This is a genomic window from Allokutzneria albata (assembly GCF_900103775.1).
Taxonomy (GTDB): Bacteria; Actinomycetota; Actinomycetes; order Mycobacteriales; family Pseudonocardiaceae; genus Allokutzneria; species Allokutzneria albata.
In genome coordinates this window covers 1-25321 of the sequence record NZ_LT629701.1, presented here as the reverse complement: position 1 = coordinate 25321, position 25321 = coordinate 1, and the positions used below count along the sequence as shown (strand labels likewise).

Below are 25321 nucleotides of genomic sequence, written 5' to 3'. Positions count from 1 at the left end.
GGAGCGGGGCTCCACTTGCCGCCCCCACGTACGCGGGGGCTGGTCGCTCGTGGAAGGGTACCAGGCGTGAATCAGGAGCAGGAAACCGAGCCCGACCAGCAGGTACGTGATCTCGCCGACGTCCCGGCGATCGAGGTGATCAGCCGTTCCGCGGTGCTGCTGATGTCGGCGGCGGCGGAGAAACTGGGTCTGGCCGAGGACGGCTCCCGGGAGCCGGACCTGGACGAGGCGCGCAGGCTGATCAGCGGCCTCGCGGGCCTGATCACCGCGTCCGGCGAGTACCTCGGCCCGCACGCCGCCCCGCTCAAGGACGGGCTGCAGTCGCTGCAGCGGGCCTTCCGCGAGGCCTCGGCCGTGCCGGACGAGCCGGGCAAGGGCCCCGGCGAGAAGTACACCGGCCCCGTCTACTGACGGCGCGGGCGCAGGCCGAGCCGGACCAGCTCCCGCTCGGCCAGCGCGTCCAGCTCGCCGTTGCGCCAGGCCACCGCGTCGGCGTTGCTCAGGTGCTTGAGCGGCAGGTTGGCGATGGCCCTGGCGGCCAGCAGCTCCCGGGCGTCGCCGTGGCGGAGCAGGGCCACCGCCGCCGAGGCCTCCCGGATGAACCTGATCCGCCACGGCAGCCAGGTCGCCAGCAGCAGCACGAGCGGCAGCAGCACCACCACGAGGGCGAGCCAGAGCCCGGTCTGCTCGACCGCGTCGATCTGCCTGCCGCCCGCCGCCACCAGCTGGTCGCCCGCGTCGACGCCGGGGGTGAACGCCTTGGCCAGCGACTCCCCGACCAACGGGATGCGCGCGGCCCACTCGGCGGCCCCGGCGAAGACGCCGCGCAGCACCGAACCGGACTCGGTGAGCTTGTCGCCGGGCATCCGGAGCTTGAGCACGTTCTCGTAGAGCCGGGTGGCCCCGATGACGGCGAACACCATGACCGTGACCGCGGCGACGTCGGCGAGCAGTTGACCGGCCCGCCGCCCCGCCTGGTCCGCGTAGAGCTTCACCCCGTCAACGTAGCGGCGCTGCTCCACCCGGCCCTCTCGACATCGAATTCGCGAGACGAGGACCGCCTAGGAGAGGACGGCGAGTGCGTCGATCTCGACCAGCAGGCCCGCGGGCAGGCCCACGTAGACGGTGGTGCGCGCGGAGTAGGGCTCGGTCATGAACTCGCCGTAGGCCTCGTTCATCTCGGCGAAGTGCGCCACGTCGGTCAGGTAGACGCGGATCATCACCGCGTCGTCGAGGGAGGCGCCCGCCTCGGCGAGGACGGCCTGGACGTTGCGCAGCGTCTGGCGGGTCTGCTCGGCGACCGTGGTGCCGACGATCTCCCCGGTCTTCGGGTCGAACGCGACCTGGCCCGCGACCTGCAGGATGTTGCCCTTGCGCACCCCCTGGGAGAACTTGGCCACCGGCGTGGGGGCCTCGTCGGTGCGGATCTCCTGCTTGGTCATCTGGTGGTCCTTCCTTGTTCGGTGGTGGTCCTCGCCCCCGCGAGCGGGCCTTCGGTGTTCTCCTGGGCGTCCGGCCGCCAGCCGCAGTCGGCGGAGGCGGCGCGGGCCGCTCCCAGCAGCTCCGGCAGCAGGCCGAGCAGGCCTTCGAAGTCGAGCAGCATCTCCGGCACCGACAGCGACATCGCCGCCAGCACCTCCCCGCGCGGGCCGCGCACGGGCGCGCCGATGCAGTGGATGAAGTCCTCGTGCTCCCTGCGGTCCACCGCGTAGCCGCACTGCCGGACCTGCTCCAGCTCGGCCAGGTACGCGTCGGCGTCGGTGATCGTGTTCGCGGTGAGCTTCGGGTACGGGATGGAGCGGGCGATCGCGCGGCGCTCGTGCTCGGGCAGCGCGCCGACGAGGATCTTGCCGACCGCCGTGCAGTGCAGCGCGGCCTGCTTGCCGATGCGGGAGTACATCCGCACCTGGTGCCTGCTGTCGTACTTGTCGATGTAGATCACCTCGCCCGCCTCGTAACTGGCGAGGTGGACGGTGTGCCCGGTGCGCGCGTTCAGCTCGCGCAGGTGGGGCTCGACGGCGCGCCGGACGTCGCGTTCCTCCAGCGCGCGGAAGGACAGGTCGAACAGCGCGGTGCCCAGCCGGTGGTGGCGGGCGCCCTCGCGCTGCACGAAGCGGTGCTTCTCCAGGGTGCGCAGCAGCCGCAGCACCGTGGACTTGTGCACGTCGAGCTTGGCGGCGAGGTCGTCGAGGGTGCGCGGCCCCTCGCCCAGTTCGCGCAGGATCACCAGCGCGCGGTCCAGGCTCTGACTCATCCCAGCTTCACCCCTTCCGTGCTGACGCGGGCACCGCGCCACGCGGGCTCGTCGGCGTCGAGCAGCGCCGACACCAGTTCGGCGGGCAGCTGCTCGCCGACGTCCTCGTGCGTGAGCAGTGTCCCTGCCGCGCTGAGGTGCCCGGACCGCAGCCGCCGCTCCGGCCCGCGGCCGTCCAAAGTGGACGCGAGGAAGCCTGCGGCGAACGCGTCGCCCGCGCCGACCGGTTCGACGACGTCGACGGCCAGCGCGGGCTCGAACACCCGCTGCCCGCTCTCGATGAGGGTTGCCCCGTCCGCTCCCTGTTTCACCACAAGGGTTTCCGGCTTCGGCAACAGTTTCCGGATCTCGGCGGGGTCGTCGGTCCCCCACAGCGCGTCCGCCTCGTCGGAGCCGACCAGCACGATGTCGGCGGCGTCGGCCAGCTCGCGCAGCAGCTCCGGTCCCCCGCCGCACTCCCACAGCGCGGGCCGCCAGTTGACGTCGAAGGACACCCGGTAGTCGCCGCGCCGGTCGCCCAGGACGGCGCGCAGCAGGTCGAGGCAGCTGGGCGACAGCGCCGCGGTGATGCCGCTGACGTGCACCAGGCTCGTGCGCTCCAAGGAGATCCGGTCGAGCAGGTCGGGCCCGAGCGCCGAGGCCGCGGAACCCCGCCGGTAGTACGTCACGGCGCCGGGCTCTTTGAAGTAGAGCCCGGTCGGCCGGACGGGGTCGATGTGCACGTCGGCTGTGTCGACGCCCGAGGCGCGCACGCGGCCGAGCACCGTGCGGCCGAAGGAGTCGTCGCCGAGCGCGCTCACCCAACGGCTCCGGAGCCCGCGCGAAGCCAGGTGGCACGCGACGTTCGACTCGGCGCCGCCGACACCCTGGGTCCAGGTCCGGGCCTCGCGAGCGGGCACGAACACGGCCATGGACTCGCCGATGCAGACCACGTCCCCCGAGGTGTTCACCGTGCTCCCCACATGTGTTGACCGTCCAGCCCGACGAATGCTACACACCCTCGCAGCACATAGCGCAATTACTGTTGCACTACACGCAACGAAGGAGCGGGTGCCCGTGACGTCCCTTGATCGTGCGGCGATCGAAGCGAGCCGCGCCGAACGCATCGACTGGCGCTTCAAGGGCATGCCCGCCGCGCTGCACGGGCTGACCATCGCGGAAGCGGCGCAGCGGCGGCTCGACCTCTTCGAGGACGGGTTCCTCGGGCCGGTGGTGGTGCTGGACGCGCCCGCGATGCGGCACAACCTGGACACGATGGCCGCGTGGTGCGCCGAGCACGGGCTCCGGCTCGCGCCGCACGGCAAGACCACGATGGCGCCCCAGCTCTTCGCCGACCAGCTGGACGCGGGTGCGTGGGGCATCACCGCCGCCAACGCCAGCCAGCTGCGCGTGTACCGGGCCTTCGGCGTCCAGCGCGTGGTGTTCGCCAACCAGCTCGTCGATCCGGCGGCGCTGCGGTGGTTGTCGGCCGAGCTCGACCGCGATCCGCGCTTCGAGTTCGTGTGCTGGGCCGATTCCGTGCGCGGGGTGCGGCTGATGACGGAGGCGCTCACCGCCGCGGGCGGGTCGCGGCCGGTGGACGTGCTCGTGGAGCTGGGCGGCGAGAACGGACGCACCGGCGCGCGCGACCTGGACACCGCGGTGGCGGTCGGCGAGGCGATCGCGGCCAGCCCGGTGCTGCGCCTCGCGGGTACCGGCGGTTACGAAGCCGCTGTGGCGCACGGGGACTGGGCCACGAAGCAGTCCACTGTGGATGGATACCTGGCGAACCTGCGCGAGCTGACGATCCGCCTCGCGGACCACTTCACCGGCCCGGCGATCGTGACGGCGGGCGGCAGCGCGTACTTCGACCAGGTCGCCGCCGCGATCACCGAGCCGTGGCCGGACGGGCTGGAGGTCGTGCCGGTGCTGCGCAGTGGCGCGTACCTGACCCACGACGACGGCTTCTACCGAGGGATCTCCCCGTTCGGGCGCGAGCACCGGCTCGGCGGCGGCAGCGCGTTCCGCCCGGCGCTGCACGCGTGGGCCCAGGTGACCTCGCGCCCCGAACCGAGGCTGGCGCTGCTCACCGTCGGCAAGCGCGACGTGTCCTTCGACGAGGGGCTCCCGGAGCCGCAGCTGGTGCGCTCGGGAAAGTCGGCGTCCACTTTGGACGGCTGCTCGGTCAGCGCGCTGAACGACCAGCACGCGTTCCTCCGGCTGGCCCAGGACGACCAGGTCGGCGTCGGTGACTGGATCTCGCTCGGCCTGTCCCACCCCTGCACCGTCTTCGACAAGTGGCAGCTGATCCCCGTGGTCGACGGCACCACGGTCGTCGACTACGTCAGGACGTGGTTCTGATGCTGGTCGTACGGGGCGCCCAGGTCGCGGACGGCACCGGCGCGGACCTCTTCCGGGCTGACGTCGCGGTGTCGGAGGGGCGCATCGCCGAGATCGCGCGCCACGAGCGGCTGACCGGTACGCGGGTGATCGACGCGGACGGCCTGGTGCTCGCGCCCGGCTTCATCGACATGCACTCGCACTCCGATCTCCAGGTGCTCGCCGAGCCCTCGCACGAGGCGAAGGTGTGCCAGGGCGTCACACTCGAGGTCCTCGGCCAGGACGGGCTGTCCTACGCACCCGCCGACGACGCGGTGCTGGCTCAGCTGCGCCGGCAGCTGGCGGGGTGGAACGACAACCCCGCGGGCTTCGACTGGAACTGGCGCAGCGTCGCGGAGTACCTCGACCGGCTCGACCAGGGCATCGCGGTGAACGCCGCGTACCTGGTACCGCAGGGAACGGTGCGGATGATGTGCGTGGGCTGGGACGATCGACCGCCCACACCGTCCGAAATGGACGCTATGAAAGAACTGGTCGCACGTTCGCTGCGCGAGGGCGCGGTCGGCATGTCCTCCGGCCTGACCTACACGCCCGGCATGTACGCCGACACCGCCGAGCTGGTGGAGCTGTGCCGCGTGGTGGCCGAGCACGGCGGCTACTACAGCCCGCACCACCGCAGCTACGGCGCGGGCGCGGTGGAGGCGTACGCGGAGATGGTCGACGTCTCGCGCGGTTCCGGCTGCCCGCTGCACCTGGCCCACGCGACGATGAACTTCCCGGTGAACAAGGGCAGAGCGGGCGAGCTGCTGTCCATTGTGGACGAGGCGATCGCCGAGGGCTGCGACATCAGCCTGGACACCTACCCCTACCTGCCCGGCGCGACCTACCTCTCGGCGCTGCTGCCGAGCTGGGTCTCCGAGGGCGGCCAGGACGCCGCACTGGCCCGTCTGTCCGATGTGGACACGCGGGAGCGCATCCGGGTGGAGCTGGAGGAGACCGGCTCCGACGGCTGCCACGGCGTCCCGGTGGACTGGACGACCATCGAGATCAACGGGACCCGGCGCGAGGAGAACGCGCACCTGGTCGGGCACAGCGTCGCCGAGTCGGCGCGGGCGGCCGGGTGCGCGCCGAGCGAGCTGTACTTCGACACGCTGATCTCCGAGCGGATGGGCACCTCGTGCCTGATGCACGTCGGCCACGAGGAGAACGTGCGGGCGATCATGCGGCACCCCGCGCACACGGTCGGCAGCGACGGCCTGCTGGTCGGCGAGCGGCCGCACCCGCGCGCGTGGGGCACCTTCCCCCGTTACCTCGCCCGCTACGTGCGCGAGCTCGGTGTGCTCAGCCTCGCCGAGTGCGTGGCGCACATGACCGGGAACGCGGCGCGGCGGCTGCGCCTGCCGGACCGGGGGCTGGTGCGCGAGGGCTACCGGGCCGACCTCGTGCTCTTCGATCCCGGCAAGGTGGCCGACACCGCCACGTTCGACCGGCCGCGCAGCCGTCCGGCTGGTATTCCGTACGTCTTCGTCAACGGGGTCGCCGTGGTCGACGACGGCACCAGGACCTCGGCGCTGCCCGGCCGGGCGGTGCGCAACTCCCACACCTCTGGAGTCGTCGCGTGACTGGATTCCTCAACTGGCTGCAGCACTCCACGGGCGGGTTGCTGACCCTGTCCGGGGTCGGCATCGCCGTGCTGCTGCTGATGATCATCAAGTTCAAGGTCGAGCCGTTCATCGCCCTGCTGATCGCCGGTCTGCTGGTCGCCCTCGGCGCCGGGCTGTCCATCGAGGCGATCGTCGGCTCGGCCCAGAGCGGGAAGAACTCGCTGGTGGAGAGCGGGTTCGGCGGGGTGCTCGGGCACGTCGCGGCGATCATCGGCCTGGGCACGCTGCTCGGCGCGATCCTGGAGGCCTCCGGTGGCGCCGAGGTGCTCACCCGCAGGCTGCTCGGCGCGTTCGGGGAGAACCGCGCACCGCTGGCGATGGGCCTGTCCGGCCTGATCTTCGGCATCCCGGTGTTCTTCGACATCGGCATCTTCGTGCTGGCGCCGCTGGTCTACGTGGCCGCCCGGCGCAGCGGCCGCTCGATCCTGCTGTACTGCCTGCCGCTGCTGGGCGGCCTGTCGGTGATGCACGCCTTCCTGCCGCCGCACCCCGGCCCGGTGGCGCTGGCCGGCCTGCTGAAGGTGGACCTGGGCTGGCTGATCATCATGGGCCTGGCCTGCGCGATCCCGGCCTGGATCGTCGGTGGCGTGATCTTCCCGGCGTGGATCGGCAAGCGCATCCACATCCCGGTCGCCGAGGAGTTCGTCGAGGCGGCCAAGGTCGCGGCGGAGAAGAACAAGGACCGCACCGAACCCTCGCTCGGCCTGGTCAGCTTCATCATCGGCCTGCCGCTGGTGCTGATCCTGCTGGCCACCTTCGGCAGCATCATGCTCCCCAAGGGCAGGCTGCTGTCGGTGTTCACCTTCTTCGGCAGCCCGCCGGTGGCGCTGACCATCGCGGTGCTGCTGGCGTTCTGGCTGCTGGGTACCAGGCGCGGGATGACCGCCAAGGACATCGGTGAGCTCTCCAGCGCGGCGCTGCGCCCGGTCGGCATGCTGCTGCTGGTGATCGGCGCGGGCGGCTTCTTCGGCGCGGTGCTGTCGGCGACCGGCGTCGGCAAGGTGCTCGCCGGGACCCTGGCCTCGGCCGGGCTGCCGCTGATCGCGCTGTCCTACGTGATCTCCTGCGGGCTGCGCATCGCCCAGGGCTCGGCGACCGTGGCGATCGTGACGACGGCGGGCATCGTCGGCCCGCAGGTCGCGGAGGCGGGCCTGTCGCAGCCGCAGCTCGCCCTGATCGGCGCGGCCATCGCGGCGGGCTCGATCATCGCCTCGCACGTCAACGACGGCGGGTTCTGGATCGTCTCGCGCTACTTCGGCATCTCCACGAAGGACACGCTCAAGACGTGGACCGTGCAGGAGACGATCCTGTCGGTCGTCGGGTTCGCCGTGGCCGCCGCACTGATGGCCGTCGTGTAGGTCAGAAACTGACACTTATCGGCTTTACCGTTCCGGGTATGACGACCTCCGAGAGCACCGAGCTGACGCGCACGCTGGCCGAACTCCGCGCCGGCGTGCGCGTCACCGTCCGCGATCTCACCGACGCCGACATCGCCAAGCGAACCACCGTCAGCGAGCTGACCCTGGGCGGGATCATCAAGCACCTCACCCAGGGCGAGCGCGCGTGGACGCACATCATGTGCGCCCGACCCGGCGTGCCGGACCGGATGTTCGACACCAGCCAGTACTACCTGGACGGCGAGTCCCTGGCGTCGCTGCTCGCGGACTACGAGGCGGCGGCGGCCGAGACCGACGCGGCGGTGGCCGCCCTGTCCGACCTGTCCGCGACGGTGCCCCTGCCGGAGGCGCCGTGGCACCCGGGCGTGATCAACCACTGGTCCGCGCGCCGCATCCTGCTCCACCTGGTCAAGGAGACCGCGCAGCACGCCGGGCACGCCGACCTCATCCGCGAATCCCTCGACGGTGCCCAGTCCACCGGTGCCTAGGCGGAAATGGTGCAGTGGCGGCGGTAGGTGGACGGGGTGACGCCGTAGTGCGCCTTGAAGCGGCGGGTGAAGTGGCTCTGGTCCGGCCAGCCGACCTGGGCGCCGACCCGGGAGATCGGGTCGTCCGTCGAGGCGAGCAGCACCGCGGCGGTCTCGGCCCGGTGATGTGCCAGGTAGGACATCGGCGGCAGGCCCGTGGTGGTCTTGAACAACCGGCTCAGGTAGTTCGGCGACACGTGGCAGGCGTCGGCGAGCTCCTGCAGGGTCCACCCCCGGGTCATCTCGGCCTCCAGCAACCGGATCGCGCGGAGCACCGTGGGGCTGGTGGCACCGCTCGGCTGGTGGGCGCCGTACTTCGCCTCGCCCGCGGCACGCGCCAGCACACCGAGCCCCAGCGAAAGCCTGCCGACCACGTCCGCGCGGTACCGGTCGGTGCGCGGCGGCCGGAGTTCGGACAGCGCCTCAAGGTGCCCGACGTACTCCGCCAGGGCCTGCTCGTCGAGGCGCAGCGCCAGGGTCCCCTGGTGGCCCGGCGTGTAGGGCCCTTCGAAGAGCAGGTACGACAGCAGCGCGTCCTCGCGGGTCCAGGCCAGCTCGCGGCGCAGCATCTCCGGCGCGAAGCAGCAGTTGAAGATCTCCAGGTCCGCACACCGCTCCAGCGCGTGCCAGGCGCCCGGCCGCAGCAGCACCACGTCGCCCGGGGTGAGCCGCTGCTCGCCGAGCGGTGACAGGTGCGTGCAGGCCCCCTCGACCACGGTGAAGATCTCGATGAAGCTGTGGGTGTGCACGGGGTGGCTGTCGGTGTGGCGGTGGCGCCCGGCACCGGCGGTGATCTCGTCGGTGAAGTAGATCAGGCCGCCATCCAACGCGACCGGCAACTCGGGCACGGCGTCCACCCCCCTCGGCTCCCAGCATCAACGTGAAGCCCATTTCGTCCAAGGGGCGGTTCATCGAGTCCTATCTGGACCGACGAGCGGCGTCACATCATCGCGGGACGTGCGACCACGTCGCCCTCCCTGCCTAGGAGCCGCACATGCGTCACTGGAAGCGCTGGCCGTCCCGTTGGCGCTCGCCGCGACCGCGGCCGTCACGGTGTCCGCGACGTACGGCACCGACGTTGGCAAGCTCGACAAGGACCTGGTCCTCAGGGCGCCGCAGGGCGGCTACCTGACCCTGCAGAACCTGCACGTGCTGGCCGACCACGCCGACGAGCTGGCCGATCTCGGACTGCGCGGACTGCGGGTGGACCACGTCTTCGACGACGACTTCTACGACGTGGTGGAGGACGTGGACAGGTTCGACTTCAGCAAGCTCGACTCCGTCCTCAAACCCTTGGTGGACAACGAAATCCGGCCCTGGATCAGCCTCAGCTGCATGCCGGGCAAGCTCGGGCCGAACCTGGTCGGGCCGCCCAGGGACCACGCCGCGTGGGGACGCGCCGTGGAAGCGATGGTCAAGCACTACGCGGCCATGCCCGCTCCCGGCTCCAGGGGGTGAAACCGGGAGGTCTGGAACGAGACCGACGACAACGCCCCGCTGTGGGCGGGCACGAGCAAGCAGTACAACGACCTGTACGGGGCGAGTGCCGCTGCCGTCCGCCGGGGCGACCCGACAGCCAAGGTCGGCGGCCCCGGGGTCGCCACTCCCACGCGGACGCGGCCGCCGGGTTCTCCGCTCAGCGCCCGATGCCGCACGAACAGCTCGCGCCGTCGTCCCGCACGGTCCTCGAGCCCTCGTCGGACTGGGCGAGCACGATGACCCTCGCACCGAACGCCAGCGCTCTGAGCGAGCTGTCGGCGACGTCCGAAAGCGTTGGCGCGAAACCGATTCCATCCATCAAGACCACCCTCGACCTGGCTCGCAACGCCAAGGTGTCGTCGAGTTCGAGCTACACCGCCCTCGACCGCGGCTGGTCCCCCGGCGCGCTCGTCGACGGGCGGCGCCACAGCTATGCGGCAGCGAACCTCGGCACCCGACCATGGGCTGGACGTCGGCGGAGCACCGTGGTGCCACCGCGACCGAGCACGTCCAGGTCGACCTCGGCGCTCGCCGCGCTTTCTCCGCGGTGACGTTGTGGCCGCGGAATGACCAAGCCGCCGACGGGCGATCGTTTCCCGCCGACTTCACCATCACCGGCTCGGACGATGGGGTCTCCTGGTCGGCGCCGCTCTACCGCGGGACCGGCCACGGCAACGGCCAGGCCGTCCACGGCCCGCAGACCTCCGCCGTGCCGGGCTCCGCGTACCGCTACGTCCGCATCACCGCGACCAAGCTCGGGCTCCCCGTGACCGAGGCCTCCGGCCACGTCCACCGCTTCCACCTGGCGGAACTGGACATCACCGCCTGACCCCCTCGCCAGGGTTGAGGGCCTCAAGCCCCCAACCCTGGCGGGTGGGTGCGGGGTCAGCGGGCGGCGGCCACCTTGGCGGCCTTGCGGGTGCGCTTGGCGGCGTCGGCCCGCTTGGTGGCCTTCGCCGCGGCGGTCTCCTTGGCGGGGGCCGAGGAAGCGTTGGCCAGCAAGGGCTTGAGGAACTTGCCGGTGTAGCTGCCCTTGACGGCGGCCACGTCCTCCGGGGTGCCCTCGGCGATCACCGTTCCGCCGCCGGAGCCGCCCTCGGGGCCCATGTCCACGAGCCAGTCCGCGGTCTTGATCACGTCGAGGTTGTGCTCGATCACGATCACCGTGTTCCCCTTGTCCACCAAGCCGTTGATCACCCCGAGGAGCTTGCGGATGTCCTCGAAGTGCAGGCCGGTGGTGGGCTCGTCCAGGATGTAGACGGTCTTGCCGGTCGAGCGCTTCTGCAGCTCGCTGGCCAGCTTGACCCGTTGCGCCTCACCGCCGGACAGCGTCGGCGCGGGCTGGCCGAGCCGGACGTAGCCCAGGCCCACCTGCACCAGCGTCTTGAGGTAGCGGTGGATGGAGTTGATCGGCTCGAAGAACTCCGCCGCCTCCTCGATCGGCATGTCCAGCACCTCGGAGATGGTCTTGCCCTTGTAGTGCACCTCCAGGGTCTCCCGGTTGTACCGGGCGCCCTTGCAGACCTCGCACGGCACGTACACGTCGGGCAGGAAGTTCATCTCGATCTTGATGGTGCCGTCGCCCGCGCACGCCTCGCAGCGCCCGCCCTTGACGTTGAAGGAGAACCGGCCCGGCTGGTAACCGCGGACCTTCGCCTCGGTGGTGGCGGCGAAGAGCTTGCGGATGTTGTCGAACACGCCGGTGTAGGTGGCCGGGTTGGAGCGCGGGGTCCGGCCGATCGGCGACTGGTCGACCTGCACCAGCTTGTCCACGTTGTCCAGGCCGTTGACCCGGACGTGCCGCCCCGGCACCTGCCGCGCGCCGTTGAGCCGGTTCGCCAGCACCGTCGCCAGGATGTCGTTGACCAGGGTGGACTTGCCCGAGCCGGACACGCCGGTGACCGCGACCAGGCAGCCGAGCGGGAAGGACACGTCGATCCCGCGCAGGTTGTGCTCGCGCGCGCCCACCACGGTCAGCTTCCGCTTCGGGTCCACCGCCCGCCGCACCAGCGGCAGCGGGATCTCCTTGCGGCCGGAGAGGTAGGCCCCGGTCAGCGACTCCTCGTTGGTCAGCAGCTCCTTGTACGGTCCACTGTGGACGACCTTGCCGCCGTGCTCGCCCGCTCCGGGGCCGATGTCGACGACCCAGTCCGCCGAGTGGATCGTGTCCTCGTCGTGCTCGACGACGATCAGCGTGTTGCCGAGGTCGCGCAGCCGGGTCAGCGTCTCGATCAGCCGGTGGTTGTCCCGCTGGTGCAACCCGATCGACGGCTCGTCGAGCACGTAGAGCACACCGACGAGGCCGGACCCGATCTGCGTGGCAAGCCGGATGCGCTGCGCCTCACCACCGGAGAGCGTGCCGGAGGCGCGGTCCAGCGAGAGGTAGTCGAGTCCGACGTCGAGCAGGAAGCTCAGCCGCTCCTGCACCTCCTTGAGCACGGCCGCGGCGATCATCTTCTGCCGCCGGTCGAGCACCAGCCCGTTGAGGAACTCCGCGCACTCGCCGACGCTGAGCGCGCAGACCTCGGCGATCGACTTCTCGCCGCGCTGCTTGTGCTCCAGGGTGACCGCGAGGATCTCCGGCTTGAGCCTGCTGCCCTGGCAGGCCGGGCACGGGATCTCCCGCATGTAGCCCTCGTACCGCTCGCGCATGTACTCGGACTCGGTCTGCTCCTGGCGGCGCTCCAGGAACGGGATCACGCCCTCGTAGTTGGCGTAGTAGGCCCGCTCGCGCCCGTACCGGTTGCGGTACTTCACGTGCACCTGCTGCGAGACACCGTGCAGCACGGCCTTCTGCGCCTTGGCGGAGAGCTTGCGCCACGGCGTGTCCATCCGGAAACCGATGTTCTCCGCCAGCGCCTCCAGCAGCCGCTGGAAGTACTCCGCGGTCTGGCCGGTCGACCACGGCGCGATGGCCCCGTCCGCCAGCGACAGCTCGTCGTCGGGCACGACCAGCTCCGGGTCGACCTCCTTGCGGACGCCGATACCGGTGCACTCCGGGCACGCGCCGTAGGGCGAGTTGAACGAGAACGACCGTGGCTCCAGGTCGTCGACGGCCAGCGCGTGGCCGTTGGGGCAGGCCATCCGCTCGGAGAACCGGCGCTGCCGCTCCGCGCTGCCCTCCGGCTGGTCGACGAAGTCCAGCACCACGAGGCCGTCGGCCAGCCGCAGCGCCGTCTCCACCGAGTCGGTCAGCCGCTGCTTCGCGCTGGACTTGACGGTGAGCCGGTCGACCACGACGGAGATGTCGTGCTTCTCCTGCTTCTTCAGCTTCGGCGGGTCGGTCAGCTGGTGCACCGCCCCATCGACCATCACCCGGGAGTAGCCCTGGCCCTGCAGCTGCTCGAACAGGTCGACGTACTCGCCCTTGCGGCCGCGCACGACCGGGGCGAGCACCTGGAACTTGACGCCGTCCGGCATCGCCAGCACCTGGTCGACGATCTGCTGCGGGGTCTGCCTGCTGATCAGGTGGCCGCAGGTCGGGCAGTGCGGCTTGCCGGCACGCGCGTAGAGCAGGCGCAGGTAGTCGTAGACCTCGGTGATGGTGCCGACCGTGGAGCGCGGGTTGCGGCTGGTCGACTTCTGGTCGATGGAGACCGCGGGCGAGAGCCCCTCGATGAAGTCGACGTCCGGCTTGTCCATCTGCCCGAGGAACTGCCGCGCGTACGCGGAGAGCGACTCGACGTACCTGCGCTGCCCCTCGGCGAAGATCGTGTCGAAGGCGAGGCTGGACTTGCCCGACCCGGACAGGCCGGTGAACACGATCAGGCTGTCCCTGGGCAGGTCGAGATCAACGCTGCGCAGGTTGTGCTCGCGCGCTCCGCGAACAACGAGGCGGTCGGCCACGGGGGTCCCTTCAAGGCTGCTTGGGTGGCGGCGGGCGGCCCGCCCCGGGGCTGCTTCGTCAACAGCGTCGATCCCACCGGGCGAGCGTCCACAACTGGCCGGGTCCCATGCTAGGCGGGGGGTCTGACAATCTCGGATCCCCGCCCGTTCGTGCAGGTCAGGAGCGGTCTTCGGCGACCGCCCGTTCCAAGACTACGTCCTTGGTCTCACGAGAGGTGACGAACACGACCAGGCTCACCAAGCACAGGACCGCGATGTACCACGGGTACAGGTGCGCCGAGCCGACCGCGCCCAGCTGTTCGACCACCAGCGGCGCCGTACCGCCGAAGATCGCGACGGTCAGCGCGTAGGGCAGGCCGATGCCCGCGGTGCGGACCTCGGTCGGGAACAGCTCGGCCATCGCGGTCGGCGCGACCGCTCCGTACAGCGCGAAAAGTAGCAGCCCCGCGGTCATGCTCAGGAACAGCGACCACGCCGACGAGTTCAGCACCGAGAACAGCGGCACCACCAGGAGCACGTACCCGGCGGCGAACCCGATCAGCAACGGGCGCCTGCCGATCCGGTCGGACAGCGCCCCGAACAGCGGCAACGCCACGATCATGATGAGCTGCGCGGCGGTCGAGGCCCACAGCGCCGCGGTCTCGCCGACCTTGTGCGCCGACTTCACGTAGGTGGGCAGATATACCGCGAACGTGTAGTACGCGATGGTCGCTCCCGCGGTGAACCCGACGACCTTGAGCGCGGCCAGGGGATACCTGCGCAGGACCTCCAGGGTCGGCCGGGTGACCTTCCGATCGCGGCCGCCGGAGAGGTAGGCCTCGGTCTCCTCCAGGGTGCGCCGGAGGTAGAGGCCGTAGATCCCCAGCAGCGCGCCGATGAAGAACGGGATGCGCCAGCCGCCGTCGACCAGCCCCTGCTTGCCCATGATCGACACCAGCAGCGTGGCGAGCAGCGTCGCGGCCAGGGTGCCCAGCACGTTGCTGACGTAGATGAAGCTGGAGTACAGCCCGCGCCTGCCGGGCGGGGCCAGCTCGGCGAGATAGGTCGAGGCCGCGGCGAACTCGCCCCCGGTGGACAGCCCCTGCGCGATCCGGCCGAGCAGCAGCAGCGCGGGCGCGAGCACCCCGACCTGCTCGTAGGTCGGCGAGACCGCGATGACCAGGCTGCCGCCCGCCATCAGCAGCACGGACAGGGTCAGCCCGGCGCGGCGGCCGTGCCGGTCGGTGAAGGCGGCGAGCAGCATCCCGCCGAGCGGCCGGAAGAAGAAGCCGACCGCGAAGACCGCGAGCGTGCTCAGCGTCGCGGTGAGCCCGTCGCCGCCCTTGGGGAAGAACTGCGTGGAGAAGTACACCGCGAAGATCGCGTACGCATTCCAGTCGAACCATTCGAGCCCGTTGCCGATGGACGCGGCGACGAGGCCGCGCCTGCGGTCTCTCGTGTCCGGGGTGGACAGTGCTGCTTCGCTGTTCACAGGCGCCTCCGCGGGCTCGGGACCGACTGGCACCAGCATTGAACGCGGGGCTTCCCAGCGATAGTCCTGCCCCCTCCCCCAGCTCACTCCTTGGGACAGATCTGGGACGGAGGCGCTGGGACGCGAGACGGGGCAGGGGTGGCTGTCCGGCCACCCCTGCCCCGCGTGCTGTCTATGCCTCGGTGAGGTATCCGTCTCGCTTAACGAAGTCGACGAACCCGTGCCACTTCGGTCTCGTGAACAAGAGTGTGCCGCCGCTGCGGTTCTTCGAGTCGCGGAGCCCTACGGGCGCGGCCGGGTTGTCCTGTACTTCGCCAACCTCGACACAGGTCTGTTCCTCGCCTCCGTCGGTGTAGCTGGACGTCCTCCATGTGAATTGGTGTTCGTCGAAGCCGTGGCTCATGGCTCACGCCCTCCCTTGCAGTTGTCACAGTCGCGCGGCAACCGTAGCGAGGTAGTCCGACGTGTCGTTCGGAGTAAGCGCGTGCTCGACGGCTTGCGCGAAGCGTCGGCGGTAGCCGTCGACCGTCGCCTTGTCGTGGATGAGCTTTGAGGCGAAGAGGCTTTCGAAGTAGGCGCGGTCTTGTTGCTCGGCTGGTTGCAGCAACAGCGTAAAGGCGTAGCCGAGCGCAGCGTGCACTCCACTCGCGAATGGGACGACCTGAATCGTCACGGTAGGAAGGTCTTGTAGCTCGATGAGGCGTAGCAGTTGTTTCGCCATCGTCTTGGGGCCGCCGACCTGCCAATGGATTGCCCCTTCGCCGAGAACGAAGTGGAGCTGCGGCCCGTCGGGCGACACGAGTCGAGCGCTTCTCTCTCGACGGGCTGCCACAAGCTTCTTGACCTGCGCAGGAGTGCGTTCGCCTGAGGCGCCGAACAGCTGTTCGGCGTAGTCTTCGATCTGCAGCAGACCGGGAATGAGTTCCGTTGCGTAGCTACTGATGCCGATTGCGGACTCTTCGAATTTGTAGACCCGCGCGCGAAGTGGTGAACCGCCTGGGGTTCGAGGGCTCCGACGTTGAGCGGCGGCTGCTAATTCAGCAGCCTTCGCACGGGCTGCATCGTCCGCTTCGAATAGATCCAGCAGTGTCACCAGATCTTCGGGGTCAACGCTGACCAGCCCACTCATGATCTTGCGAGCTTTGGGCTCGGAGCAGTTGAGCGCCCGTCGAACGTCAGCACGTCCACGCCCCACGGCCTCGGCCAGCTCAGCCAGCAACGAGCCCAGTTGGAGCTTGGCTCCGGCGGGCGCAGGTCGACGCGATGTCATCTGCCCTCCTTCGGTCACGTGGACAGTGTGCACGCACGTGCCTCACGGATTTTCGCCCGAAGAGGCGAGCGCCCCAGTGGTGCATAACGGGACGCGTCCCGTTAGAGTCGGCGACGGTGTAAGTGGACGCGTCCACTTATCACCCCCGCCCTGTGGCCGTCACAGTCGCTTGAGGTGTCCACGGGGCGGGCCCAGGCCCAGCGGCCGGGCTCGTGCGGATTGATCCCGGGCCCGGCTGCTGTTCAGCACTCGACGACGGGAGCAGCGCCCATGGTGGACGGCGATCGGCGTGAAGTGCTCATCCCAGGCACTGACCTGCGTGGACGCTCACGCCAGTTGGTGATCCGGGCCCGCGGCGACGGCGACCTGGAGCTGCACACCGGCTGGCGTGACCAGCACGGGCCGGACATCGTGGTTATCCCAACGCAGCAGGCTGCAGCTCTGCCGCAGCAGCTGCGCGACGTCGTCGCCGAGGCTCTGCGCCTCAAGGGCGGGTGGTGACCCGTGTCCGAGTTAGCGCTGCCGGACACGGCCGAGCTGGTGATCAAGACCTTCTGGTTCATCGTCGCCATCGTCGCGGGCGTGCTGGTGGCGACGTGGCTCCTGTACTTCGCGGCGCGTGAGCTTGTCCGTGCGATTCGCCGGGGGCGGTCGTGATCGCGGTCGTGCTGCTGGCGGCAGCGCTCGCGGTGGCGGGCTACCAGGTGGCGCGGTCGGAGTTCGCGCACCAGCTGTATCAGCGGTGGATCGCGCCCGGGGTCGCGCACCGCACGACAGAGGAGATTCGAGCGCGCCGACCACGGCGCCGGGTACAGCCATACACCTCGGCGCCAACCCCCGAGGGTCGGCGGCCGCTGGACATCCGAGCGCGCGTGGCCCGCTGCGCTCCTGGTGCGGATGTCCAGCACGGAGGCAGGTCGGGTGTGGCTGCGCGGGGTCGGCTGCGCGCCCCCGGCCTGCCTCGTCACCCCTACGTGGCGTGAGGAGAGGGCTATCCGGTGAACAGCGACGAGAAGGACGGCGACGTGCAGCGCTACGACGAGGTTGTGGTGCCCGGGGCAGTGTCGCCGGGCGTGCAGGCGGCGGCACCGCTGGTGGAGGAGATCGCAACAGCGCTGGAGCGGCTGACGTCGGCGGCTGCGGATGCCGACCACGCGCTGCGCGACGACCGTTGCGCGCCGACCGACGCCACCATGGCCGCCTTCTTCTTGGACCGGACCCTCTCCGAGGCGCGCCAGCTGGCACAGACGGCCAGGGCTGCGCTGCGCGCGGCTCAGCGTCGCGGTCAGTAGAGGCTCCGGCCGCGCCGAATCGCGGCCGGTAGAGGGCGGGGCGATTCCGTCGCCCCGGGTCGCCCCGCCCGCAAGTGTTCCGGCCGCCCGGCCGGTACCGGGGCGAGCATCCTGCGTGTCCGGCTGCTCGCCCCGTCCACATCGTCACTGAGGAGAGCGTGATGGAGCCCCTGGAGCCCGAGCAGGCCGAGGTAGTGGAGGACCAGAAGGACACCGCGGGCTGGTGCGCGTAAGCGTCGCGGACCTCAAGAGGGAACTGCACGCGGCCAACCAGCGGGTGCCCACGGAACTGATGTCAGTCCACCTCAGGGCCGCTCGCGATGAGATGGAGAACGTTCAGCGGCTGGCCGCCGGTACGAACTCGCGGCTGTTGGACCAGAACATCGAGGTGATCGCGGCGGCGCTGGACGAGCTGGACGACGCGCACGATCGGCTGTGCCAGGGGTGGGACGGCCTCGCTGAGTACACCGAACTTCTTTGACAGCAACGAAAAGACGGCCCCGGCGAGTGCGGGAACACTCGGCCGGGGCCTTTGATCGGAAGGTGTGTTCCGACCATGTTCAAACGTAAGCCGTCACCGGACGTCGTCAACAGCGGCCCGGTGTCACCGCTTAGGGCGATCCCTGCCGGGGGTAACAGCGCCAGGCCGTTCGCGGTCGCGGGCCTGTTCCTCGGCGCCGTGATCTCGATGGCGCTGAACCTGGCCAGCAACTGGAAGCCCATGCGGTTTCTCAACCTCGTCGAATGGGTTCCGCCGGGCAACTCACTGCCCGAACTGGTCTACATCGGCGTGACCGTGGTGCTGCCGCTGGCGATGGTGCTGGCCGTGGAGGTCCTGGTGCGGCAGGACTGGCCGGAGGGCAAGGCGTGGCTGATCCCGCACGTCGGGGTCATCGCCGCGGGCGTGCTCATGGCCGTGATGTCGTACAACGAGGTGCACGGTTTGCTGCTGGGCCTCGGGCATGACGAGTGGGTGGCGATCCCCGGCTCGCTGTTCGCCGACGTGCTGATGACGGTGTGCTCGGTGGCGTTGCTCAGCCACGCTCACCAGGAGCGCGCCGCCGCACGTGCCGCCGCGGCCACGCCGGTCGTCGAGCACCAGGCGCCGGTCGAGCAGGCCCCACTCGTCCCGGTCGGCGCCGACATCCCGGCCGAGCCGGAGCTGGAGCGCGCGCCCTCGGACGAGGAGATCAGCGCCGAGGTCGACCGGCTGGAGGAGATGCTGCGCCAGGCCGCCGAGCGCGTGCACCCCGCGAGCGCGCCGGAGCCGCGCCGGTGGCGGCTGCGCCTGCCGCAGTGGCTGCGCCGGGAGGACAGCACGGTGGCGGTCGCCGAGCGCGCCGAGCAGGACCAGGTCGACGAGGACCAGGCCGACGTCGACGAGCAGGCTCCCGCCGGTGACGCGGTGACGCTGCCCCCACAGGCGGAGATCCAGGCGTTGATGTGCACGCTCGGCCGGGAGGTCGACACCGCCGAGACCATCGCGCACTTCGAGCTGCCCGCGATGAGCCCGGCCGACCGCAAGCGGCTGGGTGACCGCGTAGGCCGCGCGAAGAAGGCGTACAACCAGGCGCGCAAGCCGCAGCCCGAGGGCGCCGACATCGCCGAGCCCACCCGGGACGAGCAGTGACGGGCGAGCAGCGCGAGGAGCGCGCGCCGAAGGCGAGGAAGAAGGAACCCGCTCCGCCGCAGCCGGTGCGGCACGACGCGCGCCGCGCGGCGGTGGTGCTCGGCGGGGTGGCCACGCTCGGCGGGCTCGCGTCGGTGACCGCGTCCCTGGGCCCGACTGCCGGCATGGTCGCGCTCGGCGGCGCAGCGGCCGGGGGCGCGCTGTACGTGGCGCACCGCAAGAGCACGCGCGGCCGCTCGCGCGCGCCGCGCACCGGTGGCGGGATCGCGCGCCGGGTCGCCGGACGCGCGCCGGGTGCGCGCGCGAGCAGGTGGCCGTTGACGCGCGCGCGGAAGCCGTTGAGCGCGGCGCGGTCGGCGCGGCAGCAGCAGCGGCGCGCGCGGCTGGCGCGGCTGGGGATCGCGCGCCCGGTGCGCGCGGCCAACACCAACCGCGTCGGGTGGGGTGCGGGCAAGCGCGGGGGCGCGGCGCTCGCGGCCCGGTCTCGCGCGCGCGGCCACGGACCCCGCGCCAGCGCGCACGGGCGCACACCTCGCGCGTCTAAGACTGCGCGCGCGCCGTTCTGGCGGCCCCGCGCGGCCAGGCCCGCGCGCGCCGCGCACAGCGGCACGCGCGCCCGCGCGCGACGCCGGATCGTGCGCGCGCTCGCGCTGCCCGCGTTGCTGCGCCGAGCCAAGCCGTCGAGCACGCGCGCGACGAAGAAGGACACCAAGCGCGCGCCCGCGACCCCGCCGCGCGCGGACACGAGTGCGCTCAAGCCGAACGCGGACGACGAGTGGGTCTCGCCCGGTGACTACCGCGCGCGCGAACGCGCGTGGAACAAGGACGCGGCCCGTCGTCGTCGGCGCGCACGGCTGGAGGAGGGCGCGGCACGCGCGGGCTCGACGCTCAAGCGCGGATGGGAGACGGCCGCGCACGCGGTCGGCGACCGGGTCCGCAGCAGCGTGCACGCGCTGGCCGAGTGGGGCGAGCAACACGCGACCGCACCCGCCGAGCACCGCGCCCAGGCACCCGAACCACCGCGCCCGCGCGGCAAGGCGCAGAGTCGCGCCCACCGCGCGCGCCGGTCCCCGTGGGCCGAGCAGCCCGCACCCGCCCCTGCCCCTGAACCCGTTGGAGGACACACCATGCCCGAGTTCGGTCTGCGCGAAGCCGCACACAAGCTCGCCACCTTCGCGCCCGAGAACCCTGTGCAGACGCGCGACATGCTGCGCTCATTGCCCGACGAGATCCGCGAGGTGGGCAACGCGTTCCTGGCGTTGGCGACGCTGTTCGAGTCCGAGTACCCCTACGTCGACCTCACGCCGATCGGGTTCCGTGAGGTGCAAACGCTCATCGGTGCCGCGGTGGCGCGGCTGGAGCCGATGAGCTTCGAGTTCGAGCTGGCGCACGAAGCCGACCTGAAGCGGCACCTGGAGCCGCGCCGAGGCGAGAGGCACATGAACGTCTGACCGGCCGAGGGGCACCCGGTGGGGTGCCCCTCTTTCCTTGCAGGGAAAGGGGAAACGTGATGGGCAACGAGCGGATGACGGTCCCGGCCGAGGTGACGTGGGGCGCTGTGTACGGGGTGGGGACGTGGGCCGCGCACGCCGTGTTCACGATGTGGGAGGTTCACCCGGCTCTGGTCGGGGTCGGCGGCCTGGTGGCCACGGGTCTGGCGGGCACTGCGGTGTCGGTGCACCTGCGCGACCACGACCGGTGCACCGAGCTGACCCGGCGAACAGCGCTGACCTGCACCGGGGTCCTGGGGATCGGTGACGTGGCGTGGCTGACCTATGCCCAGGTCACCGGCGTGGTCACCGGCACCATGGCCGCTGCTCTCGTCGCCGGGCGGCGATGGTGTGGGGCTCGGTGACCGCAATCGGCGCGAAGCTGCGGCGCACCGCGCCGACGGTGGCGGCCGCGCGCGACGCCCAGCGCGCCATCGGGTCGTGGGGGCGGGTGCTGGAGGAGGCCGGGTACGGGCACCTGCGGCTGCTCGGCGAGCCGGAGCGCGGCGACGACCGGACGACGCTGCGCTGCACCTACCCGGCGAAGAGCGCCAGCTTGCCGACGCAGGCCGGGGGCGCAGAGGCCATCGCCGCGGCCGTGGCGGCGGTGTTCCCACGGCGGCGGGTCACCGACAGCATGGTGATCGTCGAGCCGGGCGGCATGGTCCAGTCCGGCACGCTCGCTATCCACGTGCTCGACCATGACGTGCTCGGCGACCGGATCGAGCCGCCGCGCTGCGACCGGCGCCGTTCCATCCGCGACCCGTTCGACCTCGGCCGCTACGTCAACGGCACCACGGTCGAGGCGATGCTGTGGCGGGTGCACGGCGAGTTGATCGGGATGACCAGAGCGGCAAGTCCACGATGCTCAAGCGCATCATCCTCGAGCTGCTGCGCTGCGACGACGTCGAAGTGTGGGTCGGCGGTCGGCACAAGCTCAACGACCTGGTGCGCTCGTTCCTCGCCCACCTGCAGCAGCTGCGGCCGGGAGAGCCTGAGCACTGCCCGTTCGGATACGTCGCCGCTGATCAGACCGGGTGCCTGGAAATGCTGGCCGCCGGGTGGCAGGAGGGCAACCGGCGGCTGGCCCTACCGGTGGCTACGACGGGCCCTCGCCCGTGCTGCCCTCGATCGTGATCAACCTCGACGAGGCGCACCACGTGCTCTCCAGCCCGCAGCGCATCCTGTGCCACGACGGCGTGGAACGGAACGCCAGTGAGCTGGTGTTCGCGATCACCTCCGGGCTGACCAGCGTGGACGTGACGGTGATTCTGGCGACCCAGCGCGGCACGGTCGACCACTACGGCGTCAAGGGCCCCGACATCAAGGCCAACCTGCGGCTGCGGATGGCCTTCGCCAGCGCGGACCCGGCCGACCTGCCGCGCGTCGTGCCCAACGCTCGCGCGGCCCTGTCGAATGCGAAGCTGCAGCACCCGGGCGCCTTCTACATCCAGCAGGCAGGGTGGCGGCACTGCTGGCCAAGGGCTACGACATCACCGGCGCCGAGATCGAGGCGATGATGCCCGCCCGGCTGGACACCTGCGGCCAGCTCCCCGCCGAACTCGACGACCTCCTGGACGTCGCCGACGGCGCATACGGCAAGCGGTGGCTGGACTCCCTCGAGGAGTTCCTGGAGTACGTGCGCACCGGCACACGCCCCCGCGCCACCCCGCCTACCAGCGGGCTGAATAGCCGCCTGGCACCGGCTGCGCCTTCGCACGGCAGCGGGACAGCGCTCGCCGCGCTGCCGTCGGTCACCGAGATCATCGCCGCGTCCGACGAGCGGATGCGCCAGGCCCGCCTCGATCGGGTACGTCGCCTCGACCAGGCCGCCGTCGACAAGGCGTTCGCCGACCTCGTCGCCGACCCGCCCTTGGCGATTCCCACCGGAGCCCGCGACCGCGTCCAGCTCGCGGTCGAACAGCTGGGCACCGCCACCCGCGCCGAGATCGTGGCGTGGCTGGCCGAGCACCAGGCCCCGGTCGCCGCGGGCACCGTCACCAACCAGTTGGCCGAGCTGGTGCGTGACGGCCTGGTGCGCCGCGACGGCCCGACCAACTCACCCACCTACCGCCCCGCATAGACACCAGGGAAAGGACCTCCGTGAGGACCACGCGACTGCGCACCGGCGAAGAGATCGACGAGGCATCGCTGCGCGCGTGTACCACGCCATGGTGGAACTGTTCGTCACCGATCCGGTGGCCTGGGCCGAGCACAGCACCTCGCCAAGTGCCCCGGGCAGCCGCTGTTCGGGACCGCCGGACAACGGCTGCGCGCGTACGGCCTGGTGGCCAACGGCGAGCTGGAGATGGACGCGGCGACCCGCGCTGTTGTGCTGGCCTGCGTCGCCGACGACGGCCGAGGGCTCGTCAGCCCCATCCAGGACCCGGTCCACTCCACCGATCCACTCCACCGCCCCGCCCCGCCCCATTTGCCGCAGCGACCTGCGAAAACACGGCCCTGATCCAGGACCACCACCGTCGGTGGAGCGGTGGAGTGGATCGGACACAATGTCGCCCCTGAACCCTCGAGCCGTACGCGCTCGCAGCTTGAAAGGTGCGCTCGTGCCCTGCGTTTCCACGTGCCTTTGCCGGCCGTTTTCCTACTCCCGCAGGATCAGCGGCGACGGCGCCACGACCGTCGCGAAGGGGTGCCTTGCCTTCGCCTTCCTCATGTTCTTCGCGCCGCTGTGGCTCTGCTTCGCGCTCATGTGGTGGACGCTGGTCGCCTGCTACCTGGTGACTGTCGGCCTCGTCAAAGGCACCCTGTGGGTAGGTAGTGCCTTGTGGACCCGCTGAGTACCGGGGCAAAACCAACCACCCGAGGAGCGGACGCAGGATGCCGCGTTTTGGGCCCAGGCTGAGCAGGACGACGACGCAAGCCCCGCACCGTCTCAGTGGTTCTGCGACCCATGCGGTGTTGAGGTCAACGGCTACAAGTGTCCGAAATGCGGCGAACCGTTCGACGTGTAACAACAACCACTGGGCTGTACCCCATGCGATGGTTCGCCTGCTGCCGTCGTCGAGCTGACCTTTACACAGCGACGCCCCGCACCGGGATACCGGGGCGGGCGTTGTCACGTTGAGGGGGTCAGTCGGCTTCGTACCAGGCGATGGCCGTAGGGCGGCGGCCGCCGGTGCGCATGTACTCCCGGGCGGCGGTGATGACGTCGGCGGCGGGGATCTCCGCGCTGGCGGGTACTCGGTGTCAGAGGTCATGTAGTAGTACAGGACCGGCTTCGCCTCGCCGGTGGCGTTGGCGTCGGGTTGTGGCTGTAGCAGCTCTCATGGTCGGGCCCGGAGTACCAGACCACGCCGCGGTCTTCGCAGAACCCGACATCGAGGGTTGCGGCCGCCGGGTTGTCGGCGGGCAGCAGCTCGACGAGCGCGGCCTTGCGGGTGCGCCGGACCTCCTCGAGGATCGCGGCCAGCTGCTCCTCGCTGGTGACCCGCGCGGGCTCCTTGCCGTGCTCGAAGTCGTAGTAAGCGTTCAGCTCGACCACCATGGCGTGGCTCCCCCCTCGAAGGTCTCCCGGTAGCCGTCGCTGCCGAGCACGGTCAACGTGTACCCGGCAGGCAACACGATGCGTACCAGGGTGTCACAGCCGTACGGACCGACACAGGGCTGGTTGTTGATCACCACCGTGGCGTGTCGGGTCTTGGTGGCGGACCATCCGGGCAGCCAGCTTCAGCTCAACGTCGGCCGATCGGGTTGTGCGTCGGCGGGGCGGCAGCCCACGCTCCACCAGCAGGCTGGTCAACGTGGTCGGCGTCCTCGTCCCGGCCGGAGATGATGGGCCTGACCGTGCCGTCAGCGGCCGTCCACCGCCCGTTGCGTCTTCTCGCCCGTCCCGGGCTCCACCGTCGGCGGCAGCTGCCCGCGGACCCGCTCCAGCAGCCGTTCCTGCTCGGCGGGCGACACGCGCACCGGAGCCGGATCGGCAACCGCGGCCGACTGCGGAGCGGCCGGAGCCGTCGAGTCGACACCCAGGTGCGCGACAAACCCGGCGATCGCCTCCGGCACCGTCCTTGTCACGGCGTGCAGCACGTTGTCCAGGTCGTCCTTGGCGTTGTGCAGCAGGCCGTGTACCTCGTCCGCGGCCGAGTCGGTGCTGCCCGCGGTGTGCTCCTGCCACTGCGTCGCAGCGTCGTCCAGGGCCTGCTCGGCGTCGGCGAGCTGCTGCACCGGCAGCGCGTCCACCACGGCACGCGCAGCCTCGGCTACCTCCCGCAGCGACGCCACGCCCTCGACCTTGGCGCGAGAGGCCGGGGCGCGGAGCGGATCGGGGACGGCGTACCTGATCGGAGGAATGCCGGGCCCGGTGGCGTCGGCGCTGAACGAACGAAGGGCCCCCGCACGGTGCGGGGGCCCTTCGTGGTCGGCGGTTCTTCCCCAACCGCTGACCGGTCACCTCTGCTCGTCAACCACGCGCGGCTGACGCGGCCGAGTATAGAACAGGTGTTCGACTCGTCAAGGCAGGCGGCGGCGGTCGCCGACGTGGGCATGCGAAAAGGCCCCGGCCCACCCTGTGCGGGGCGGGCCGGGGGCCTCGGTGGTGGTGCCGTTCTTGAAACCGCCGCCGCTACGGCAGGAACCGCACCAGCGACGGTGAGCTGCTGTCACCGACGGCGGTCGAGCCCACCGAGGTGATCACCGAGAGCACGGCCGCCATCCCGGCGGCC

Annotated in this window: 32 protein-coding genes and 2 pseudogenes; 18 read left to right on the top strand and 16 right to left on the bottom strand. The window is 70.9% G+C overall.

Features of this window, described 5'->3' with window-relative positions; genetic code table 11:
• The first annotated feature begins 66 nt into the window (after window positions 1–66).
• Window positions 67–411 (top strand): DUF1844 domain-containing protein, encoded by a 345-nt coding sequence (locus tag BLT28_RS00155; protein ID WP_030431925.1) that lies wholly within the window; start codon window positions 67–69, stop codon window positions 409–411.
• Here BLT28_RS00155 and BLT28_RS00150 read toward each other — a convergent pair.
• The 4 genes from BLT28_RS00150 to BLT28_RS00135 form a co-directional block, all read right to left on the bottom strand.
• On the bottom strand, window positions 405–995 hold the full coding sequence (locus BLT28_RS00150) for a hypothetical protein (protein WP_030431926.1): 591 nt from the start codon (window positions 993–995) through the stop codon (window positions 405–407). The genes BLT28_RS00155 and BLT28_RS00150 overlap by 7 nt on opposite strands.
• A gap of 66 nt (window positions 996–1061) precedes the next feature.
• On the bottom strand, window positions 1062–1442 hold the full coding sequence (locus BLT28_RS00145; protein ID WP_030431927.1) for a RidA family protein: 381 nt from the start codon (window positions 1440–1442) through the stop codon (window positions 1062–1064).
• Window positions 1439–2254 (bottom strand): IclR family transcriptional regulator, encoded by an 816-nt coding sequence (locus BLT28_RS00140; protein ID WP_052407819.1) that lies wholly within the window; start codon window positions 2252–2254, stop codon window positions 1439–1441. Before BLT28_RS00140 ends, BLT28_RS00145 begins: the two co-directional genes overlap by 4 nt.
• Window positions 2251–3177: a sugar kinase gene (locus BLT28_RS00135; protein ID WP_043813183.1), complete on the bottom strand. Its 927-nt coding sequence runs from the start codon at window positions 3175–3177 to the stop codon at window positions 2251–2253. The genes BLT28_RS00140 and BLT28_RS00135 overlap by 4 nt, the downstream gene beginning before the upstream one ends.
• A gap of 202 nt (window positions 3178–3379) precedes the next feature.
• Here BLT28_RS00135 and BLT28_RS00130 point away from each other — a divergent pair, with 202 nt between their 5' ends.
• Genes BLT28_RS00130 through BLT28_RS00115 form a run of 4 tightly spaced genes read left to right on the top strand, consistent with a single transcriptional unit; the run spans window position 3380 to window position 8122 of the window.
• A complete protein-coding gene (locus tag BLT28_RS00130) occupies window positions 3380–4594 on the top strand; it encodes an amino acid deaminase (RefSeq protein WP_231950937.1) in 1215 nt (404 codons plus the stop codon).
• Window positions 4594–6195 (top strand): N-acyl-D-amino-acid deacylase family protein, encoded by a 1602-nt coding sequence (locus BLT28_RS00125; protein ID WP_407638788.1) that lies wholly within the window; start codon window positions 4594–4596, stop codon window positions 6193–6195. Before BLT28_RS00130 ends, BLT28_RS00125 begins: the two co-directional genes overlap by 1 nt.
• The gene (locus BLT28_RS00120; RefSeq protein WP_030431932.1) at window positions 6192–7595 is read left to right on the top strand and encodes a GntP family permease; all 1404 of its coding nucleotides are present in this window, start codon (window positions 6192–6194) and stop codon (window positions 7593–7595) included. The genes BLT28_RS00125 and BLT28_RS00120 overlap by 4 nt, the downstream gene beginning before the upstream one ends.
• A 38-nt stretch (window positions 7596–7633) precedes the next feature.
• The gene (locus tag BLT28_RS00115) at window positions 7634–8122 is read left to right on the top strand and encodes a mycothiol transferase (protein WP_030431933.1); all 489 of its coding nucleotides are present in this window, start codon (window positions 7634–7636) and stop codon (window positions 8120–8122) included.
• Here BLT28_RS00115 and BLT28_RS00110 read toward each other — a convergent pair.
• Window positions 8119–9009, bottom strand: coding sequence for an AraC family transcriptional regulator (locus BLT28_RS00110; RefSeq protein ID WP_030431934.1), 891 nt, complete (start codon window positions 9007–9009; stop codon window positions 8119–8121). The genes BLT28_RS00115 and BLT28_RS00110 overlap by 4 nt on opposite strands.
• A 109-nt stretch (window positions 9010–9118) precedes the next feature.
• Here BLT28_RS00110 and BLT28_RS00105 point away from each other — a divergent pair, with 109 nt between their 5' ends.
• On the top strand, window positions 9119–9619 hold the full coding sequence (locus BLT28_RS00105) for a hypothetical protein (RefSeq protein ID WP_162184895.1): 501 nt from the start codon (window positions 9119–9121) through the stop codon (window positions 9617–9619).
• Window positions 9620–9637: 18 nt separating this feature from the next.
• Window positions 9638–9757, top strand: a pseudogene (locus BLT28_RS42735) (hypothetical protein); the annotation flags it as partial.
• A gap of 40 nt (window positions 9758–9797) precedes the next feature.
• On the opposite strand, the gene BLT28_RS41615 reads toward BLT28_RS42735, so the two are convergent.
• Window positions 9798–9959, bottom strand: a complete 162-nt coding sequence (locus BLT28_RS41615; protein ID WP_231950567.1) for a hypothetical protein — start codon at window positions 9957–9959, stop codon at window positions 9798–9800.
• Window positions 9960–10100: 141 nt separating this feature from the next.
• On the opposite strand from BLT28_RS41615, the gene BLT28_RS00100 reads away from it, so the two are divergent.
• The gene (locus tag BLT28_RS00100) at window positions 10101–10469 is read left to right on the top strand and encodes a discoidin domain-containing protein (RefSeq protein ID WP_030431936.1); all 369 of its coding nucleotides are present in this window, start codon (window positions 10101–10103) and stop codon (window positions 10467–10469) included.
• Between the two features lie 56 nt (window positions 10470–10525).
• On the opposite strand, the gene uvrA is transcribed toward BLT28_RS00100, so the two are convergent.
• The 4 genes from uvrA to BLT28_RS00080 all read right to left on the bottom strand — a co-directional run bounded on the left by uvrA (window position 10526) and on the right by BLT28_RS00080 (window position 16245).
• The gene (gene uvrA, locus BLT28_RS00095) at window positions 10526–13486 is read right to left on the bottom strand and encodes an excinuclease ABC subunit UvrA (protein ID WP_081900602.1); all 2961 of its coding nucleotides are present in this window, start codon (window positions 13484–13486) and stop codon (window positions 10526–10528) included.
• 157 nt (window positions 13487–13643) lie between these two features.
• On the bottom strand, window positions 13644–14957 hold the full coding sequence (locus tag BLT28_RS00090; RefSeq protein ID WP_197683942.1) for an MFS transporter: 1314 nt from the start codon (window positions 14955–14957) through the stop codon (window positions 13644–13646).
• A gap of 172 nt (window positions 14958–15129) precedes the next feature.
• On the bottom strand, window positions 15130–15360 hold the full coding sequence (locus BLT28_RS00085; protein ID WP_030431939.1) for a DUF397 domain-containing protein: 231 nt from the start codon (window positions 15358–15360) through the stop codon (window positions 15130–15132).
• A 24-nt stretch (window positions 15361–15384) separates the two neighbouring features.
• Window positions 15385–16245, bottom strand: a complete 861-nt coding sequence (locus BLT28_RS00080; RefSeq protein ID WP_156051375.1) for a DUF5753 domain-containing protein — start codon at window positions 16243–16245, stop codon at window positions 15385–15387.
• Between the two features lie 252 nt (window positions 16246–16497).
• On the opposite strand from BLT28_RS00080, the gene BLT28_RS00075 reads away from it, so the two are divergent.
• The 7 genes from BLT28_RS00075 (at window position 16498) to BLT28_RS00050 (ending at window position 21004) form a co-directional block, all read left to right on the top strand.
• Window positions 16498–16728 (top strand): hypothetical protein, encoded by a 231-nt coding sequence (locus BLT28_RS00075; RefSeq protein WP_030431941.1) that lies wholly within the window; start codon window positions 16498–16500, stop codon window positions 16726–16728.
• A 3-nt stretch (window positions 16729–16731) separates the two neighbouring features.
• Complete coding sequence (locus tag BLT28_RS39555) at window positions 16732–16884, top strand: hypothetical protein (protein WP_156051377.1); 153 nt, start codon at window positions 16732–16734, stop codon at window positions 16882–16884.
• 341 nt (window positions 16885–17225) lie between these two features.
• Entirely contained in the window at window positions 17226–17519 is a 294-nt protein-coding gene (locus BLT28_RS00070; protein WP_030431942.1) for a hypothetical protein, read from the top strand.
• Between the two features lie 223 nt (window positions 17520–17742).
• Window positions 17743–18000, top strand: coding sequence for a hypothetical protein (locus tag BLT28_RS00065; RefSeq protein WP_030431943.1), 258 nt, complete (start codon window positions 17743–17745; stop codon window positions 17998–18000).
• A 75-nt stretch (window positions 18001–18075) separates the two neighbouring features.
• Entirely contained in the window at window positions 18076–19149 is a 1074-nt protein-coding gene (locus tag BLT28_RS00060; protein ID WP_030431944.1) for a hypothetical protein, read from the top strand.
• Entirely contained in the window at window positions 19146–20600 is a 1455-nt protein-coding gene (locus BLT28_RS00055) for a hypothetical protein (protein WP_030431945.1), read from the top strand. The genes BLT28_RS00060 and BLT28_RS00055 overlap by 4 nt, the downstream gene beginning before the upstream one ends.
• Before the next feature lie 59 nt (window positions 20601–20659).
• Window positions 20660–21004 (top strand): hypothetical protein, encoded by a 345-nt coding sequence (locus BLT28_RS00050; RefSeq protein ID WP_083383619.1) that lies wholly within the window; start codon window positions 20660–20662, stop codon window positions 21002–21004.
• A 169-nt stretch (window positions 21005–21173) separates the two neighbouring features.
• On the opposite strand, the gene BLT28_RS39550 is transcribed toward BLT28_RS00050, so the two are convergent.
• Window positions 21174–21395, bottom strand: coding sequence for a hypothetical protein (locus BLT28_RS39550; protein WP_157376037.1), 222 nt, complete (start codon window positions 21393–21395; stop codon window positions 21174–21176).
• Window positions 21396–21452: 57 nt separating this feature from the next.
• Between BLT28_RS39550 and BLT28_RS39545 the strand changes: the two genes are divergently transcribed.
• Genes BLT28_RS39545 through BLT28_RS00035 form a run of 3 tightly spaced genes read left to right on the top strand, consistent with a single transcriptional unit; the run spans window position 21453 to window position 22722 of the window.
• Entirely contained in the window at window positions 21453–21776 is a 324-nt protein-coding gene (locus BLT28_RS39545) for a hypothetical protein (RefSeq protein WP_157376035.1), read from the top strand.
• Window positions 21758–22159, top strand: a complete 402-nt coding sequence (locus BLT28_RS00040) for a hypothetical protein (protein ID WP_083383617.1) — start codon at window positions 21758–21760, stop codon at window positions 22157–22159. Before BLT28_RS39545 ends, BLT28_RS00040 begins: the two co-directional genes overlap by 19 nt.
• Window positions 22102–22722, top strand: coding sequence for a hypothetical protein (locus tag BLT28_RS00035; protein WP_083383616.1), 621 nt, complete (start codon window positions 22102–22104; stop codon window positions 22720–22722). Before BLT28_RS00040 ends, BLT28_RS00035 begins: the two co-directional genes overlap by 58 nt.
• Before the next feature lie 1007 nt (window positions 22723–23729).
• On the opposite strand, the pseudogene BLT28_RS42730 reads toward BLT28_RS00035, so the two are convergent.
• From BLT28_RS42730 to BLT28_RS42725, 5 genes and pseudogenes are all read right to left on the bottom strand, one after another.
• Window positions 23730–23828, bottom strand: a pseudogene (locus tag BLT28_RS42730) (Imm1 family immunity protein); the annotation flags it as partial.
• Between the two features lie 25 nt (window positions 23829–23853).
• The gene (locus tag BLT28_RS00020) at window positions 23854–24144 is read right to left on the bottom strand and encodes an Imm1 family immunity protein (RefSeq protein WP_083383614.1); all 291 of its coding nucleotides are present in this window, start codon (window positions 24142–24144) and stop codon (window positions 23854–23856) included.
• Window positions 24129–24320, bottom strand: a complete 192-nt coding sequence (locus BLT28_RS00015) for a DddA-like double-stranded DNA deaminase toxin (protein WP_083383613.1) — start codon at window positions 24318–24320, stop codon at window positions 24129–24131. Before BLT28_RS00015 ends, BLT28_RS00020 begins: the two co-directional genes overlap by 16 nt.
• Before the next feature lie 129 nt (window positions 24321–24449).
• Window positions 24450–24881, bottom strand: a complete 432-nt coding sequence (locus BLT28_RS00010) for a hypothetical protein (protein WP_083383612.1) — start codon at window positions 24879–24881, stop codon at window positions 24450–24452.
• A 340-nt stretch (window positions 24882–25221) separates the two neighbouring features.
• The gene (locus tag BLT28_RS42725) at window positions 25222–25311 is read right to left on the bottom strand and encodes a holin (protein WP_407638844.1); all 90 of its coding nucleotides are present in this window, start codon (window positions 25309–25311) and stop codon (window positions 25222–25224) included.
• Window positions 25312–25321 lie beyond the last annotated feature (10 nt).